The organism is Aeromonas sp. R1-1, assembly GCF_040908495.1.
GTDB lineage: Bacteria > Pseudomonadota > Gammaproteobacteria > Enterobacterales > Aeromonadaceae > Aeromonas > Aeromonas veronii.
Map to the genome: position 1 here is coordinate 22330 of NZ_JBFODV010000295.1, position 16691 is coordinate 39020.

The following is a 16691-nucleotide window of genomic DNA, read 5'->3' on the forward strand; positions in this document are numbered from 1 at the left end:
CACCGGTTGACTGGCTTCTAACCGTCAGCGTGTGATGGCGGTCTGTGGCAGGTTACTCCTTGCCGTAGACGTTGTTCTCTTGCTCGCGTACCCGGATAAAGGTGGTGCGTTTGGTGAGCTCTTTCAGCTGGCTGGCACCCACGTAGGTACAGGTGGAGCGCACGCCGCCCAGAATGTCACGCACTGCGTTCTCGACCGGGCCGCGGTAGGGCAGCAGTACGGTTTTACCCTCGGAGGCACGGTACTCGGCGACGCCGCCGGCGTGCTTGTCCATGGCGCTGGAGGAGCTCATGCCGTAGAACTTCATGAAGGGCTCACCGTCTACATCGACGATCTCGCCACCGCACTCCTCGTGGGCTGCCAACATGCCGCCCAGCATGACGAAGTCGGCGCCGCCGCCGAAGGCTTTGGCGACGTCGCCCGGGCAGGTGCAACCGCCGTCACCGACGATCTGGCCGCCGAGGCCGTGGGCCGCATCGGCACACTCGATGATGGCGGAGAGTTGCGGATAACCGACACCGGTCTTGACGCGAGTGGTGCAGACCGAGCCCGGGCCGATGCCGACCTTGACGATGTCGGCGCCGGAGAGGATCAGCTCTTCGACCATCTCGCCGGTCACCACGTTGCCCGCCAGAATGACGTGGTTGGGGCAGGCTTCACGAATTTTGCGCACGAACTCGACGAAGTGTTCGGAGTAGCCGTTAGCCACATCGACACAGATGAAGCGCAGCGCTTCGGACATGGCGAGGATCTGGCGGGTCTTGGCGAAATCTTCAGCCGAGGTGCCGGTGGAGACCATCACATGGCCCAGCAGCGCCGGGTCGGTCTCGTTGACGAAAGCTTGCCACTGTTCAAGGCTGTAGTGCTTGTGTACCGCGGTCATCATCTCGAAACCGGCCAGCGTGCGCGCCATGGCGAAGCTGCCGACGGTATCCATGTTGGCGGCGATAACGGGTACGCCTTGCCATTGGGTCTGAGTATGTTTGAAGGTGAACTGACGGGTCAGGCTTACTTGGGAACGGCTCTTGAGAGTAGAGCGCTTGGGGCGGAACAGGACATCCTTGAAACCGAGCTTCAAGTCTTCTTCGATACGCATTACAAATTCCTTATTGAGCCTTGTTGAAAGTCACTTTTGCAGTGGCAAATTTTCGGCAGGCGCAAAAAAACCGGTGGTTTTCAGGCCCTCCGGTTTACAACAGTGTAGGCAAAAATCCCTTCAGAACAAGACTGATAATTTGTAAATCCTTGTGGTAGCCTTTGGCGTCACAACCTGAGGTTAACCACCAGTTTCATCCAGCACCGTTCGGTGCCTTGCTCTCCTTCGATATTCCCACCCGCTTGGGCCGCCGTTCGGCCACTCTTTGTCGTCTCTCTCCTGACCCGCCAGATATTATCCAAGTAGCTGAAATAAATCGGATTGACCCACAATAGGACTGTGGTAGATCTGGGTGCAGGATTGACAAAGCAGGGCGGTAAAATGGGCAAGATGATGGTGGGGATCGCCTTGATGCTGGCACTGTGTGGCAGTGTGCTGGCAAAGACCCCGACCAGCTATGGCTGGATCGAGAAGGGGCTTATTTTGCCTACCGGCGTGGCGGTGAAGATGAAGCTGGACACCGGGGCGCTCACCTCTTCCCTCGATGCACGCTCCATCACCAGATTCAAACGGGATGGCAAGCCCTGGGTGCGCTTCATGCTGGTGGTGACCGATGCCGACAGCGGCAAGCTGGTCAAACAACAGTTCGAACGGAGGGTCGAGCGCAGCGTGACGGTGCGCGGGGCGGGCGGTATGGAGCAGCGACCAACGGTGACCATGTCCATCTGTCTGGGGGACAAGGTGTATGAGGAGTGGTTCACCCTGCGGGATCGCAGCAAGATGATCTATCCGGTGCTGCTGGGCCGACGTCTGCTGGCGGAGCTGGGCCCGGTGGACTCCAGTCGAACCTTTACCGTACAGCCCGCCTGCCGTTAGGGGCAATTTCGGCGTGAATCTAAAAAACGCCGTTTCACAGCTAAATCCCCGCACCTCTACCAGAGGTAGCATCTTCACCATACCCTGAAGCGTGCGAGCTCGTTCGCCAGCAAGGGCTTGAGCGTGGAGTGCATCATAGTGAAACCCTATCAACAAATCGTATCTGAATGGCTATTGCTCGCGGGCGAACAGCAGGGCGTCGCCTTGAGTCTGGGCAGCGATGGCCACTGCCGTGTGCCATTCGGTCTGGATGGCGAGTGCCTGGTCGAAGTGCCCGATAACGATGAGCTGCAGGCATGCTACCTCTATATCCCCTTGCTACGTCTGCCTGACGATGCGGCCAGTCAGTTGCAGCTGACCCGCTCGGCCCTTGAGCTGAACATGTTTGGTTTGGCCACGGGGGGAAGTCAGATCAGTCTGGACAGTCGCAGCAATCATCTGGTGCTGACCTTTTCCTCTCTCATCGAGATGCTCGATAAAACCCTGTTCATGCAAACCTTGGGTGAATTTCTTGATCTCGGCGTCACCTTGCAGACGCAGTTGCAGGCGTTGAGCGCCCGGCAGGAGACAGCTGCCATTCCCTCCCCGTTATCTGGCGCCATGATCCCGTGTTGATGGATCGTCATTGGTATTAATCAGGAGTAGAAGATGTCTATTCAAAGCATTGGACAACCCCAGCGCGCTAGCGCTGTGGCCTCTCATGAGCATGGCGAGGTGCAATCCTCATCTCGCCAGCACTCGGTTCATCATAATCTGGCCTCTCACTATACCAGCCTCGGCTTCGGCTCCCGGGTTCAGCCGGGCAAGGTCTTGAATACCTCGCTCAAGTGGTTGACCCTCAGTGCCCCGGCTCGCAAGATTGGCATCGCCATCCAGGGCGGCCATGATTCCCATGCCCAGAGTGCCAAGGGCAAAGCCCGTTACTGGACGGGCGCCATCATCAAAGGGCTGGCCAATATCACCGGTGGTGTCAGCAGCGTGGCTAGCGGTGCGGTGACGGCCGGGGTGGCCGGGGTGAAAAACCTTGGTGAGTCAGCAGCGCGTCTGGTGGCCTCCTCCTCTCTGGGGCTGGCGGGGAGCGTGATGAAGGGGGCTTCCCATCTGCCGCTCGGTATGTCAGAGCGGTTGCAACAAGGTTCACAGCAGGCCTTGAGTGCCGCCAAGGGGATCATCAAACCGGCCTTCGTGGCGAAGGCGCAGCAGGAACCACTGACTGCCGAGGGGGCTAGAGCGGTGATGGATGCGGCCCAGCTGGCGCGGGTCAGCTGCTCCAGCAGCTATCGGGAGATGCCGGCAGGCTACAGTCACGCCACGCTGGCAGATATTCCCCCTTCGATATTGGCCCGCCGTGAAGATGGTTCCGGTGGCACCGGGAGTGCCCTGACACTTCATGTCACCCCGGGCAAGAACGAGAATGACCCCTTTATCCTGACAGGTGATGCCTGGTCTGCGCTCAAGGTCGCCGTTTACAAGCGTGGCGATACCATGGTGCTCTCGTTTGTGGGCACTCAGCCTGCCAAACGCCCCGGCACCCTGAAGAGCGATGCTGGCGCGGCCCTTGGCATCAAGGACAGCGCGTTTCAAGATGCCGATCGGCTGGTCAAGGCCTTTGCCCAGCAGTATGGCGGCAAGGTCGAGGTGCTGGGCCACTCATTGGGGGGCGGTCTGGCGCAATATGCCGGCATCAAGCACGGGCTCAAGGTCACGGCGTTCAACAGCATGGGGCTGCATGTCGGATTGCGGGATCGCCTCGCTCACAAGCTGGACGATGCCAATGTCACCCACGTCAACACCAGCGGGGATCCCCTGAGCCAGAAGGTGGAGCACGGTGTGTTCGGGCTGGATGCCTCTTCCCAGGTGGGCAAGCGTTATGTGATTGAACACTCTGGCGGGCATCGCATGGAGGCGGTGACGGCAGGTCTGGATGCGCTGCTTGCCTGATCTGCCGGTGATGGCGCGGCGACAAGTCGCGTAGCGTCAGCGTGATAATTATCTATAAACAAAGCCTCCCTCGGGAGGCGTTGTCATTTTCGGTTCAGGGCTGGGAGTGGGTGTGGGTCGGTAGCCAGACGCTCACCTCCAGCCCCCCTTCCGGCCTGTTGTGGACATCAAGGTCGGCGCCGTGCAGTTGGGCGATGCGCGAGACGATGGCCATGCCGAGACCCACGCCATCCCCCTGCTGGGGATTGACCCGAAAGAAGCGTTCATACAGCCGGGGCAAGGCGTTGGCGGGAATGCCGGGGCCGTTGTCGCTCACATCCACCCTCACCCGCTTGCCCTCTCGCAGTACCCGTACCCTGATCTCGCCCTCTGGCTGGGTGTAGCGCAGCGCATTGTCGATGAGATTACTGAACAACAGCTCGAGCAGGGTGGCCTGCCCCATCACCAGCTGCGGCAATTCACACTCCAGCGACAGCTGCTGATCCTTCTTGAGCGCGATGGGAGCAAGCGTTGCCAGGGTGCCTTGCAGCAGGTGACCCACCTCCAGTTCGGTCAATACCAGCCCCTGCTGGTTGTCGATGCGGGCCTGGGTCAGCAGTTGGCGGATCAGCCGATCGCTGCGGTCTAGGGCCTGCAGCATCTTGTGCATGGATTGCTGGCGGCTGGCGTCATCATCGGCAGCCAGGGCATTTTCACTGTGGATCCGCAGCACCGCCAGCGGGGTGCGCAGCTCGTGGGCCGCCTCGTTGGTGAACTGCTTCTCCCGCTCTATGGTCTCCGCCAGCGCCTGCATCAGCCGGTTGATCTCGTTGGTGAGGGGGGTCAGCTCCTGAGCGCTTATCTTGAGGCTGAGCGGGCTCAGGTTGGCGGGGTGACGCTCGCTGATGGCCTGGGCCAGCTGGCGCAGGGGGGCCAGCCCGCGAGTGATGAGCCACCAGAGCAGGGCCAGCAGAAACGGGAGGGTGAGCAGCAGCGGCAGCATGGTGAGGGTGGCCATCTTGCTGGCTAGTTCGCTGCGCTCGTCGTCCCGCTCGGCCACCACCAGCCAGGTCTGCTCCTGTTGGTTGTAGAGAGTGAAGGTGCGCCACTGGTGACTATCTTTTTCGACCGTGTCGAAGCCGATAGCCAGGGTGACCAGCGGCTGCTCCGGGGCGCTGGGGGCGCGCAGCAGCAGGCCTCCCTTTTCATCGAGCAGCTGGAAGTAGAGATTGCGTTCGAACTCGTGGCCGTAGGGGGTGATCTCCCGATCTTCGCCGGTCAGGTTGAGGCTGGGATCTTTTTGCCACTCATCGGGGTTCTGCACCTCCCACTCCTGATAGACGGTGCCATTGGCGGGCAACTGCCCCTGCTGGGCCATATAGCGGGCCAGCAGCTGGTTGGTGATGCGGGCCGACTGTGCGAGGCGGGCATCAAACAGCTCCTCCATTTCGTGGCTCGCCTCCATGTAGCCGATAAAGGCGCTGATGGTGAGACTCAGGCTCACCAGCGTCAGGATACCGGTGAGCAGAAAGCGGCGAATGGAGCGCGGACGTTTCATCGTGCGGGTGTCCGGCTTGGCTGTTCGAGCTGGGGAATGATGTAGCCGACCCCGCGAATATTGCGGATGAGGTCGCTGTAGAACTTCTTGCGCAGATGGTGGATATGCACCTCTACCGCGTTGCTCTCGGCGCCTTCATCCCAGCCGTAGAGGCTCTGTTGCAGCTGATCCTTGCTCAGCACCCGGCCGCTCTGGCTGATCAGCTCCTGCAGCAACTTGTATTCGTGGGGGGTGAGTTTGACCGCTTCCCCCTGATAGGTGACCTGCTGGGATTCGGGATAGATGAGGATGTCGCCATACTCCAGTACCGCCTGAGCTTGCCCCTTGCTGCGACGAACCAGGGCGCGCAGGCGGGCGTTGAGCTCCTGCAGGGCGAAGGGCTTGACCATGTAGTCGTCGGAGCCGGCATCAAGGCCGACCACCCGATCGTCCAGCGCATCGCGGGCGGTGAGGATCAGCACCGGCAGCTGGTGGCCCTCCCGTCGCAACTTGCGCAGCAGGCTGAGGCCATCGATGTCGGGCAGATTGAGATCGAGGATCAGGGCGGCGAACTCGTCGCTCTTTAGGGCTGCCAGAGCGGGCAACCCCTGTTGCAGCCAGTCCACCGTATAGCCGCTATGGCGCAGTGCATCCTGCATACCATCCCCCAGCATCACATCATCTTCCACCAGCAGGATCCGCATTCTTTTCTCCCTGTTTGTTGGGGGGCGCGATCTGGCTCAGCGCCAGGGCGTGCCGTGGCATAAACAACCCTGCCCACCAGTATGCAAGCTGGTGGGTAGAGTTTAAATAGTTCTTTGATCCATCAGGCTTTTATAGCTTGGCCAGCCGATCGCGGATCTCCATTCTGCGCCCTTCGTCGGCCACTTCGCGACCTGGGCGGGCCGGGGCTGCCAGCGCCTTGTCGAGGTAGGTTTTGGCCTCGGCCTTGCGACCCTGATCCAGCAGGAAGTCGCCATAGAAGAAGTTGGGGTCGATGCCATCGGGATTGATGGCCAGAGCCTGCTTGAGCAGTTGCTCTGCCTTCTCGTCATCGCCAAAGCCGACCGGCCAGCCGGGCACCTGATAGTAGAGGGAGCCCAGACTGGTGTAGGCAGAGCCGTCCAGCGCCTTGGGATCCTGCTTGAGCGCCAGCTCCAGCTTGGCTTTGGCCTCTTTCACCAGACCCAGTGCCCCCAGCCCCCCTTTGGCCCCCGCCCAGGTGCTCTTGACGATGGCAGACCAGATCAGCAGGTCGGCGCGAAAGGGCTCCTTGGCGCTAGCCGCTTCGGCCTGGGTGCTCAGGGTTTCGAGGCAGCTCTCTTTCGCCTTGCCGCTCTGTTGATACTGGCAGACGGCCCACTGTTGCTGGATGGGGACGAGGGCATCATCCGCGGCCATGACCGAGGAGGACCCCAGCAGGATGGCGACAGCACAAGAGGTCACTGATTGACGGAAAAAGTTCATATTAATGCTCCTTCTTGGTCGGGATCGGGCGGGACAAGTCTGGTTGTGGCGCACTGTTGGCGCCGGCATCAGCCGTCCCTGGCTGAAGATGACGGGCATAACGTTTGATGATCGGCAGCTGTCTGGCCAGCGCCTTGTCGACGATGCCGGGCAGCAGGGCGTTGAGCCGCACGAACAGTTTTTCCGGCCAGCCGAGCCAGCTGCGGCGGGTTTCGTTGCACAGGGCGATGACCGCCTCTTCGGCCACCTCCTGCGGGCTGTCGGTCTGGGTGCCGAGCGCCGCATTCATCTCGTAGGCGGCCTCGGAGTTGAGTTTGGTGCGGGTGGCGCGGGGGGCAAAATGCAGCACCTTGATGCCACTCCCCTCCAGCTCCCGTCCCAGCGCTTCGCTAAAGCCGCGCAGGGCAAATTTGCTGGCGCAGTAGACGCTGTAACCGGGGTAGCCGATGCTGCCCAGGCTCGAGCCCATGTTCATGATGATCCCCGGCTTGCGCATGGTTGGCAGCAGGGCACGGGTGAGCTGGATGGGCGCCTCGATATTGAGCAGCAGCTGGCGCTCCACCTGCTCGAAGCTCTGATCTTCCAGCCAGGCAAACTGGTTGCAGCCAGCGTTGTTGATCAGGATGTCGATCCCATCCTCCAGCGCCGGGTGTTGCAACAGCTTGGCCCGCTCCTGCGCAGAGCCGAGGTCGGCGAGCACCACCTGATGGCGCTCGGGATGAGGCAGTGACTTGCACAGCCGCTCCAGTGCCGGGCCGCGACGTCCGTGCAGCAGCAGGTGTGCCCCCTGGGCCGCCAGCTCCTGTGCCAGCTCCTCACCTATGCCACCGCTGGCGCCGGTGAGCAGCACGAGTTTCCCTTCAAGGTTCATGGTGTGGGTTCCCTTTTTGCTGTCTGCTGATCCGCTGCCAACTTACGGTGTGGCGGTGAGGTTGTAGAGCATCTCGCCATAGAGGCGATAAACCACCTTGGCCCCGTGGATGATGGCGGCCTGATCTGCCGGGCTCTCGACCTTATCCATCAAGGATTCAAAGAACTTGAGGTGCTCCTGATCCAGGGCGCCGTGGGAGCTCAGGTAACTCATCGCCTGCGGTGGCAGGCCGAGGCCCTTTTTCAGCTGGTCGGCGACGGTGAGGGCGATGGCGACGCTGGTGCCTTCCAGTACCTGCACCATGCCGAAGAAGCCCATGGGGTTGCCGCGCTGGATCTGGTCATAGAGGAAGGCGACCATCAGCTCGATGGGCAGCCCGGGCTGGCCGTGGCGCACCGCTTCGGCATCACCGCCACAGGCGCGGATATCGTTGAGGATCCACTCCTGATGGCCATACTCCTCGTCGATGTACTCGGCAATGGCACCGCGCACCCACTCGTACTCCTGACCCAGCTTGCCGCCGGTGGCCATCAGCAGCGGAACTGTGTGGCGCACGTGGTAGTAAGCCTGCGCCAGAAAGGCGAGATAGGTGTCACGGCTGATATCGCCACGGCGGCAGGCTTCGATAATGGGGGCGTTGAACAGATGCTCACGCTCCTGAGCAGTGGCTTGTTGCAGAGTCTGGTAGAAGCTCATGACGATTCTCCTGTAAGGCATTGGCTGATTTGCCGGGAAAAGTGTTGGTAAATCTCGTTGCGACGGGGGCGCCCGTTGGCGGTCAGCAGGCCGGGATGCTGGTCGAGTGCCACCGGCAACCAGTGGTGCAGGCGGGCATAATCGGGCAGCCTTTGGTTCAGACCGGCGATCTGGCGGGGCAGATCCGCCTCTTTCCCCGGCAGGGGCTGGATCAGCGCCACGTTGGCGGGCTGACCGTCGCCAAACACCACGATGCGGGCGATGGCGGGGCAGAGCTGGGCCTCGGCCTCCACCCACTCTGGGGAGAAATTGCGGCCAAAGGCGGTGATCTGGACATTCTTCTTGCGCCCGGTGATATGGAGGTAGCCTTCTTCATCGAGGTGGCCCAGATCGCCTGTGGCGATCTGTTCGGGAGTCGGTTCGTTGCTGCCGAGATAGCCCAGCATGGCACTGCCGCTCACCATAATTTCGCCGTCGCTGGCGATGGTGACCTGACAGTGGGGCAGGGGGCGGCCGACGCTGCCGAGCTTGTCAGCATCCGGGCTGTTGAGCGCCACCACGGAGCCACACTCCGAGAGGCCATAACCTTCGTATACCGGCAGTCCGAGCTGGCGGGCATGTTTGATCAGGTCGGGGGCTACCTTGCCGCCACCGACGGCAATAAAGCGCAGGTTCTTGAGCTGTTGGGCCTGCATCGGTGTGCTGGTGCAGAGCGCCAGCAGCAGGCGCAGCAGTTCGGGGACCAGCACCAGACTGTGGGTCGGCCAGCGCAGCAGGGCTTCCCCCAGCATGGCTGGATTGAGCGAACTGGATCCGGTGAAACCGAGCTCCCCGAGGGACGGAATGCGGCTGCAGGCGCCGGTCAGCAGCGGCACATAGAGGCCGGTGATGTTCTCAAGCAGGGTGGCCAGCGGTAGCAGGGTCAGGTGTTTTTCCACCTTGGCTGGCGCGACTCGCTCGGCCAGCGCGTGGCTCACCGCCATCATCTGGGTCAGTGACAGGCAGACGCCCTTGGGCTGGCCCGTGGTACCGGAGGTGTAGGTGATCTTGGCTGTGCCCTTGGGCAGCGCCGGTCGATTAGCCGGTGTGTGGCGCCAGAGTGGCAGCTCGCCGGTGATCAGCGAGAGCGGCTCGGCGGCATGCCACCCCTGATGATATGGGCCCACCAGCGCATCGGCGCCGCTGCTCTCCAGCAACCAGGCCTGCTGGGCCTGACTGAAGAAGTGGGGCACCGGAATGACCACGATACCGGCGCGGGTGCAGGCGAGATCCAGCAGCGCCCAGGACAGGCCGTTGTCCAGTTGCAGCGCCAGACGGCTGATGTCGAGCTGTTGCAGCTGGCTGGCCAGACGCTGGATCTGTTGCCACAGGGTCTGGTAATCGAGACGCTGCTGGCTGCTCAGCAGCGCAGGGGATTGCGGATTCTCGTGGGCATGTTTGGCGATGGCGTCGAACAGGCTCATTGGGCGCACCTTTTTTGATGGGTCTGGTTATCACTGCTCTTGCCGGCATCGTCAAACAGGGTTGGCATGGGGGCCAGCAGATTGAGCAGCAGGCTGCGCTGGGCCAGCACCTCGCGCCCCTGATTGATGTCACCCACCATCACCTTGGGTTGGCAGCGGTAGTACTCACCCCAGGCGTCGGCGTCGGCCCCCACCTGATGGGCCTGTGCGGGGGCCAGCTCCACCGGGTTGAGTTGCAGGCGGGCAAAGCTGTTGCGCAGCTTGGCGGTGCCGGTAAAGACCACGTAGTCGAGGGCGTTTTCACACAGCAGACGACACAGGGCCGCGAACATCAGGCGGGCATTGCCCGGTTCGCTGCAGGCCAGATTGCCCACTTCGATAATGCGGTTGCGTGCCGGATAGACCCCGAGGCGGGTGTTGATGGCGGCCTCGATGGGTTGCTCCAGATACTGTTCCAGATAGAGAGGCCCCTCACTGGCATGATTGAGACTACAGGCACCGACCAGCGTCCCGTCCGCCCGATAGAGCCCCAGCAGACAGGGGAGGAAATGGGGGATGCGGGCGTTGAACTCGAGGGTATAGGCGGCCTGGATATAGGTTTGCAGCGCCATGACCTGCTGCGGGGACTTGGCTAGCAGCAATCGGTAGGGGGCCTGGATCTCGGTGGTCATGGGTGACTCCTTCTCTTGCGATGGTTTGAGAGTAAAAGGGCAAACTTAAGAAACCCTTAAGGAGCAAAAAAAGTTGTCAGCGAGGCAGCGGGCAGGCAATCTGCGCCGCTGTTATCCAACAGGAAGCCCCCAAGAGGAACCGCCATGTCATCCACCGTCAGCTGCCCCCTGTGTGCCAGCCATCGCAGTTATCCCCTGCCGGTGGCTGGCAAGCGCTATCATCGCTGCCTCGTGTGCGAGCTGGTCTGGCTGGATGAGGCGGATCATCTGGATGAGGCGGCGGAGAAGGCGGTCTATGACGGTCACGACAACCGGGTTGATGATCCCCGTTATCGCACCTTTCTGATGCGGGCATTTGGCGAGGTACTGAGTCGGGTGCCAACTCCTGCCTGCGGCCTCGATTTTGGCTGCGGTCCCGGCCCTGCGCTGGTGGCGATGGGGCGTGAAGCGGGTTACGACATGGTTGGGTATGACAAGTTCTACGCTGATTTTCCCGAGTTGCTGACGCGTCAGTATGACTTCATCACCAGTACCGAGGTGATCGAGCATATCGCCGAGCCGCGCACGGTGCTGGCCCAGTTGTGGGATTGCCTCAAGCCTGGTGGCCTGCTGGTGCTGCAGACCCAGCGGGTGCTCAGTGACGAGCGGTTTAAAAACTGGCGCTATCGCCACGACCCGACCCACATAGTCTTCTTTGCCGAGGCATCGTTTCAGGTATTGGCCGCCAGCTGGCAGGCCGAGCTCAGCTTCCCACACGCCGATGTGGCGGTGTTGCAGAAAGGCACGCCCTGAGGCGTGCCTTCGTCTGTTACTCGGCTGTTTCTTGCTCGGCTCTCGGTTACTCCTTGTAGCCCTTGTCCTGCCACTGGTAGTACATCAGGGCAGATTTGACGCCAATTGACTTGAACGGCTCTGGCGGCAGCCACATCGGCAGACTCTGCTCCGCGTGGTTGAACCAGGGGTGCTCCTTGCCTTGATAGAGGCTGGCCACGATGTCGCCAAACAGGAAGGAGAGATTGATGCCGTGGCCGTTGTAGCCGAGGGCGTAGTAGATGTTGTTGTGATCCCCCATTACCCCCACTGCTTCGGTGCTGTCGCCGGTCATGCCGAGTACCCCGTCCCATACCTGCTCAAACTTGATCCCCTTGAGGGCCGGATAGAGGGTCACCAGCTCGGTCATCATCATCTCGCTGACCCGGTTGAGATCGCCCTTGTAGTTGAGGCCATCGTTGAAGATGTACTCGGCATTGCCACCACCGATGACGATGCGGTTATCCGGGGTCAATACCAGATGAAACAGGATATTGCGGGTGTCGTAGTAGGGCACCCGACTCTGCCACTGGATGGCGGCCAGCTGTTTTTTGCTGAGCGGCTCGGTGACGGCGCTCTGGGCGTGAACCGGAAATACTCGCCCGCTGAAGTAGCCAAGTTTTGAGGTATAGCCGTTGGTCGCCAGCACTATGCTGTCGGCGGTCACCTTGTACTTGTCGGCTACATTGAGCTCGATCTGCTTGCCCTCCTTGATCCCCAGCACCGGGCTCTGCTCATAGATGGTGACGCCCGCCTGCTCCACCGCCTTGCGCAGGGCATTGACCAGCTTCATGGCGTGTACCTGACCGCCATTGGGGTCGTAGACCGCCCCCACGTAGCAGTCGGTGCCGAGTTTTTCCTCGGTGGTATCGGCGTTCCAGTACTGGAGCGGGATGCCGAGGCGATTGGCGGTTTTCACATAGTCGCGGTACTCGGCGATATCCTCCTCATCGAGGATCGCTTCCACATAGCCATCGAGCTTGAGGTCGGCCTCGACGCCGGTTGAGGCGACCAGCGCCTGCAGCTTGCGTATGCTGGCGACGGTGAGATCGTAGTGGCGCTTGCTCGCTTCCCCCTCTTCGTAGAGGTCCATCACCTCGGAGCCCGGCAACACCATGCCGCCGTTGCGGCCCGAGGCGCCGCTGCCCACCTGTTTGGCCTCGAAGATAGCGATCTTGAGCGACGGATTGGCCTTGGCCAGATGCCATGCACTGGAGAGGCCGCTGTAGCCGCCACCTATGATGGCGATATCCACCTTCATGTCTTGCGCCAGCGGGGCACTATCCTCTGCCGGTTTCTCCTTGAACCAGTAGCTGGTGTTGGGCTCAAAGTCGCTCATCTTGGGGCCGCAGGCGGCGAGGAAAAAACAGCTGATGCACATGGTCAACGCTCGTTGGCAAAGGGTGGTCGGATTCATCTTCTACTCCGGTTACAGATACAAAATATCAAATCATTTCATCGGGTTGGGTGGTATTGACCCGGCGGCCTATGTCTCTCAGCCTGGCCAGCTGATCGGCAAGGCCGGGCCCCTCATCCAGGCTGGTGACAAAGTTCCAGAGGTAGGTCATCACAGCATAGACATGGCCTGCCGAGACCTGGGGCTGGGCCATCAGCATGGTGATGGCCAGCAGGAACAGCAGGGAGGCGCTGATGCCGACCGCCAGAAAAGCGAGTGCCTCCCGATCCGAAATCCGGATGCGGAGCCAGGCCAGCGCGCGGTAGTGGCGGGCGAGGCTGGCTGATTGGGCATGGGTGACCAGTTTGACCTCGTGTTCCAGCCGATCGTTGAGCCGCTCGTGCAGCAGCTGGTTCTTGCGCGAAAAGCCGGGCAGCAGCAGGCCGAACAGCAGCAATACCCCCATGCAGGCGATGCCGACCCAGAACTCGATCACCATCAGCATCACGGCCGCACCGACGATGGAGATCAGGCTGGTGGCCAGGATCGGGATATGTTTCTCGAAGAAGTCGACAAACTCCCGCGCCAGGGTGACCCGCGCCACTATGGTGGATTGCCCCTCCTGCTGCTGGCGTTGTGTCAGGATCACCGGCACCGCCAGTGCCGCATAGATATGGGTAAAGGTGCGGGTATCGACCGCCCGGCGCAGGGCGCCGATGAGCCAGAACAGCAGCACGATGAGGGCGTAGCTTGAAGCCTGCCACCACTGGCCCTTGACGATGGCGTCGATGGCAAAGCCGGCGAACAGGGGATAGACCACCAGCAGGATGTTTTCGAGGGCCACCAGTGAGAAGGTGCCCGCCAGCTTGAGGGGATTGGCCCGCGCAATCGCCCCCAGCGAACGACCGGCCGAGTGTGGCAACGGCGTAGCCTGCTCGTCGCAACTGGCTGCCGAAGTGGTTGGTGTTGTCATGGGTTATCTCCTAAGATGTCGGAAACGCTAATTTTGAGCGAGTGCTCAAAGTTTGTTTGAGCGACTGCTCAAAGTCAAGCAGATCGATTGGTATCGCAGGAGGTCAGATGGCACGCCCATCAGCAGAACAGCGCAAAGAGATGATCATCGAGGCCGTACTGGCCCTGTTTCGAGAGAAGGGGATGGCGGCATCGTCTACCCGTGATATTGCCGAACGCACCGGTCTGGCGCGCAGCCACGTCTACCACTACTTCAAGGATTGGAAGGAGCTCTGCCTCTGCGCCGTGGAGCGCTTCACCAGTCAGGAGATAGCCGAGCAGCGGGAGTGGCTGTTGCCGCTGCCTGCCCGCGAAGCGTTGCCGCTCTTTGTACGGGACAACCTGCCGACCAGTCAGGATGCCTCCTGGGCTATCTACCTGGATGCCTGGAACGAGTCACTGCGCGACCCGGTATTTGCCGAGAGCTACCGCACAATCATTTTGGCGTGGCGCGAGGTGCTGGAGCAGATCCTGCAAAAGGGGATCGATAGCGGCGAGTTTGTGGCGGGCGATGCCCGGCGACTGGCGCGCCAGATCACCTCGCTCATCAACGGCTATGCCGATGATCTGATTCTGGAGCCGACCCCCGAGACGGTAGAGGCCACTTATCAAGAGATCATGCTGGTGGTCAATCAGCTGGTCTTGCCCCCGGCCCACCCATAGCGGCGCAGGCACACAAGGGTGGGGAGGCGCGCTAGCGTGGGGCCTCCCCCGGTTTTGTTGGCTATCCGCCGGGCGCGCGATGGTCAGATACCAGGGAGCGGTTGTTGATGTCGATTACCCATTTGTCACTGCAAGATGCCCGTCATCTGCAACTGGCGGCGCAGGGGCTGCTTGTCCCCCGTCGCAGCAAGGCGACCCCGGCCGATCTGCTGGCCACCATTCGCCGCATGGCGCTGCTGCAGATCGATACTATTTCGGTGGTGGCCCGCAGCCCCTATCTGGTGCTTTTTAGCCGCCTTGGCCAGTATGAACCGCGTTGGCTGGAGCAACTGCTGGCTGACGGCGAGATCTTCGAATATTGGGCCCACGAGGCCTGCTTTGTGCCCCGCGAAGATTACCGGCTGTTGCGCCACCGAATGCTCGACCCCGTCGCCATGGGCTGGAAGTTTTCGGCCAACTGGCTCGCCACCCATCAGCAGGAGATTGGCCAGCTGATCGAGCGTATTCGCCACCATGGCCCGGTGCGGGCGGCTGACTTTGAACGCACAACCGGCAAGGGGAACGGCTGGTGGGACTGGAAGCCGGAGAAACGTCATCTGGAGGTGCTCTTTACCACAGGTCAGCTGATGGTGCGGGAGCGGCGCAACTTTCAGCGGGTCTATGACCTGGCCGAGCGGGTGCTCTCCGAGTGGTGTGATGAGCGGGATCTGCCGAGCATCGAGCAGGCGCAGCGGGATATGGTACGCGCCAGCTGCCGGGCGCTGGGGCTGGTCAAAACTGGCTGGGTGGCGGACTACTATCGGCTGCGACGTGGCAAATACGACGCCTTGCTCCATCAGCTGGCGGACGAGGGGGAGCTGCTGCCGGTACGGGTGGAGGGGTGGCAGCACGGCGCTTTTGTGCACGCCTCGCTGGCCGATGAGCTGGCAAGGGCGCAGGCGGGCACCCTCAAGGCAACCCATACCACCGTCTTGTCGCCGTTCGATCCGCTGGTGTGGGATCGCAAACGGGCCAGTGAACTGTTCAACTTCGACTATCGCATCGAGTGCTATACCCCGGCCCCCAAGCGCCAGTATGGCTACTTCGTGTTGCCCTTGCTGCATCGTGGCAAGCTGGTGGGCAGGATGGATGCCAAGGCCCATCGCCAGCAGGGGATCTTCGAGATCAAGAGCCTCTATCTGGAAGCTGGTGTGAGAGTGACCCGCACGCTTGCACAGGATCTGGCGAAAGCCCTGCAAAAGCTGGCTGACTGGCACCAGACGCCGCAGCTTCGTTATGGTGCCATTCCGGCCAATTTGCTGACGTTGTGGCATGAAAGCGCCCCTGCAAAGTGAGCACTATCTCTTCTGGGCTAAGCTGCAAGAGGGATAAACAGTTCGGGAGCGGGAGATGACACGAGTGGCAACATGGTGGGCGGGATTGGCGATGGCTATCTTGTCCCCCGCGCTATGGGGGCAAGAGCCACCAGTGAAGATCTGTCTGGGGGAGGGCAACGAGTGGGCCCCCTTTACCTACTGGGAGCGCAAGGACGGTGTGCCCGATACCAGCCGCCTGACCGGTTCGGCGACAACGCTGGTGCTCGATGCATTGCAACAGAGCGGGCTCTCGCACCAGATCCGCTATCTGCCCTGGGCGCGGGTGCAGCAGGAGCTGGCGGATTTTCGCCAGAATGGTCTGTGCGAGCTGACCTGGGATGCCAGCTACAAGCCGGAGCGGGCCGAGTTTGCCTTCTACAGCGTTCCCCTCTATTACACCCACCTCGGTTTCTTCTATCTCAAGCGCCGCTACCCCGAACCGCCGGATCTGCAGACGGTCAATCGCTCCCGGGTGTGCGGGGTGATTGGTTACAACTACACACCTTACGGGCTTGCGCAGGAGCCACGCCGGGTCAAGCAGTTGCAGCAGGCGCTCGATATGCTGGAGCGGGATCGCTGCGATTTTCTGCCGAGCGAAATCGAACCTCTGGTGGCAGGCATCAGCCTTGGCATCTACCGCAGCGAGAGCGGGTTGCTCAATCTCGCCCTGCCCAGCCGCAAGGGATTCTATCTGCTGGTGAGCAAGGGCTCCCCCCGCGGCCACCAGCTGGTGAATATCCTCAATCAGTCGCTGGTGGCATTTCAGGAAGGGGGGCATACGGATGAGGTGATGCGCCGCTTCTTGCCACCGATGGAGTAATAGCGAAGGGTTGCTGTCATTCAGGGGGAGCAGATAAAC

17 protein-coding genes are annotated in these 16691 nt (G+C 61.4%); 7 read left to right on the top strand and 10 right to left on the bottom strand.

Annotated features, from left to right (window positions below; all coding sequences use genetic code 11):
* Positions 1–52: 52 nt before the first annotated feature.
* The gene (locus AB5Y92_RS20215) at positions 53–1096 is read right to left on the bottom strand and encodes a GMP reductase (protein WP_005348017.1); all 1044 of its coding nucleotides are present in this window, start codon (positions 1094–1096) and stop codon (positions 53–55) included.
* Between the two features lie 381 nt (positions 1097–1477).
* On the opposite strand from AB5Y92_RS20215, the gene AB5Y92_RS20220 reads away from it, so the two are divergent.
* The 3 genes from AB5Y92_RS20220 to AB5Y92_RS20230 all read left to right on the top strand — a co-directional run bounded on the left by AB5Y92_RS20220 (position 1478) and on the right by AB5Y92_RS20230 (position 3913).
* A complete protein-coding gene (locus tag AB5Y92_RS20220) occupies positions 1478–1972 on the top strand; it encodes an ATP-dependent zinc protease (protein ID WP_368227478.1) in 495 nt (164 codons plus the stop codon).
* Between the two features lie 138 nt (positions 1973–2110).
* The gene (locus AB5Y92_RS20225) at positions 2111–2587 is read left to right on the top strand and encodes a CesT family type III secretion system chaperone (protein WP_368227480.1); all 477 of its coding nucleotides are present in this window, start codon (positions 2111–2113) and stop codon (positions 2585–2587) included.
* A 33-nt stretch (positions 2588–2620) separates the two neighbouring features.
* Entirely contained in the window at positions 2621–3913 is a 1293-nt protein-coding gene (locus tag AB5Y92_RS20230; RefSeq protein ID WP_042061108.1) for a phospholipase, read from the top strand.
* Positions 3914–4007: 94 nt separating this feature from the next.
* Here AB5Y92_RS20230 and AB5Y92_RS20235 read toward each other — a convergent pair whose 3' ends face one another.
* From AB5Y92_RS20235 to AB5Y92_RS20265, 7 genes are all read right to left on the bottom strand, one after another.
* Positions 4008–5450 carry an ATP-binding protein gene (locus AB5Y92_RS20235; RefSeq protein WP_368227482.1) on the bottom strand — a complete coding sequence of 481 codons (1443 nt, stop codon included), beginning with the start codon at positions 5448–5450 and terminating at the stop codon, positions 4008–4010.
* Positions 5447–6133 carry a response regulator gene (locus tag AB5Y92_RS20240; RefSeq protein ID WP_005335091.1) on the bottom strand — a complete coding sequence of 229 codons (687 nt, stop codon included), beginning with the start codon at positions 6131–6133 and terminating at the stop codon, positions 5447–5449. Before AB5Y92_RS20240 ends, AB5Y92_RS20235 begins: the two co-directional genes overlap by 4 nt.
* 130 nt (positions 6134–6263) lie before the next feature.
* The gene (locus AB5Y92_RS20245) at positions 6264–6830 is read right to left on the bottom strand and encodes a tetratricopeptide repeat protein (protein WP_232098421.1); all 567 of its coding nucleotides are present in this window, start codon (positions 6828–6830) and stop codon (positions 6264–6266) included.
* 67 nt (positions 6831–6897) lie between these two features.
* Positions 6898–7767: an SDR family oxidoreductase gene (locus AB5Y92_RS20250; protein WP_042082681.1), complete on the bottom strand. Its 870-nt coding sequence runs from the start codon at positions 7765–7767 to the stop codon at positions 6898–6900.
* Between the two features lie 42 nt (positions 7768–7809).
* Positions 7810–8463, bottom strand: coding sequence for a TenA family transcriptional regulator (locus AB5Y92_RS20255; protein WP_005354042.1), 654 nt, complete (start codon positions 8461–8463; stop codon positions 7810–7812).
* Entirely contained in the window at positions 8460–9926 is a 1467-nt protein-coding gene (locus tag AB5Y92_RS20260) for an AMP-dependent synthetase/ligase (RefSeq protein WP_368227483.1), read from the bottom strand. The genes AB5Y92_RS20255 and AB5Y92_RS20260 overlap by 4 nt, the downstream gene beginning before the upstream one ends.
* The gene (locus tag AB5Y92_RS20265) at positions 9923–10597 is read right to left on the bottom strand and encodes a thermostable hemolysin (protein WP_368227484.1); all 675 of its coding nucleotides are present in this window, start codon (positions 10595–10597) and stop codon (positions 9923–9925) included. The genes AB5Y92_RS20260 and AB5Y92_RS20265 overlap by 4 nt, the downstream gene beginning before the upstream one ends.
* A 144-nt stretch (positions 10598–10741) precedes the next feature.
* Between AB5Y92_RS20265 and AB5Y92_RS20270 the strand changes: the two genes are divergently transcribed.
* On the top strand, positions 10742–11389 hold the full coding sequence (locus AB5Y92_RS20270; RefSeq protein ID WP_368227485.1) for a class I SAM-dependent methyltransferase: 648 nt from the start codon (positions 10742–10744) through the stop codon (positions 11387–11389).
* Positions 11390–11435: 46 nt separating this feature from the next.
* On the opposite strand, the gene AB5Y92_RS20275 is transcribed toward AB5Y92_RS20270, so the two are convergent.
* Both AB5Y92_RS20275 and AB5Y92_RS20280 read right to left on the bottom strand, forming a co-directional pair.
* Positions 11436–12824: an NAD(P)/FAD-dependent oxidoreductase gene (locus tag AB5Y92_RS20275; protein WP_368227487.1), complete on the bottom strand. Its 1389-nt coding sequence runs from the start codon at positions 12822–12824 to the stop codon at positions 11436–11438.
* A gap of 28 nt (positions 12825–12852) precedes the next feature.
* Positions 12853–13776 carry an ABC transporter six-transmembrane domain-containing protein gene (locus tag AB5Y92_RS20280; RefSeq protein WP_368227489.1) on the bottom strand — a complete coding sequence of 308 codons (924 nt, stop codon included), beginning with the start codon at positions 13774–13776 and terminating at the stop codon, positions 12853–12855.
* A gap of 107 nt (positions 13777–13883) precedes the next feature.
* Here AB5Y92_RS20280 and AB5Y92_RS20285 point away from each other — a divergent pair, with 107 nt between their 5' ends.
* The 3 genes from AB5Y92_RS20285 (at position 13884) to AB5Y92_RS20295 (ending at position 16652) form a co-directional block, all read left to right on the top strand.
* Positions 13884–14477 (top strand): TetR/AcrR family transcriptional regulator, encoded by a 594-nt coding sequence (locus AB5Y92_RS20285; RefSeq protein ID WP_236284746.1) that lies wholly within the window; start codon positions 13884–13886, stop codon positions 14475–14477.
* Between the two features lie 107 nt (positions 14478–14584).
* The gene (locus tag AB5Y92_RS20290; RefSeq protein WP_368227491.1) at positions 14585–15811 is read left to right on the top strand and encodes a winged helix-turn-helix domain-containing protein; all 1227 of its coding nucleotides are present in this window, start codon (positions 14585–14587) and stop codon (positions 15809–15811) included.
* Between the two features lie 91 nt (positions 15812–15902).
* Positions 15903–16652, top strand: a complete 750-nt coding sequence (locus AB5Y92_RS20295) for an ABC transporter substrate-binding protein (RefSeq protein WP_127006007.1) — start codon at positions 15903–15905, stop codon at positions 16650–16652.
* Positions 16653–16691 lie beyond the last annotated feature (39 nt).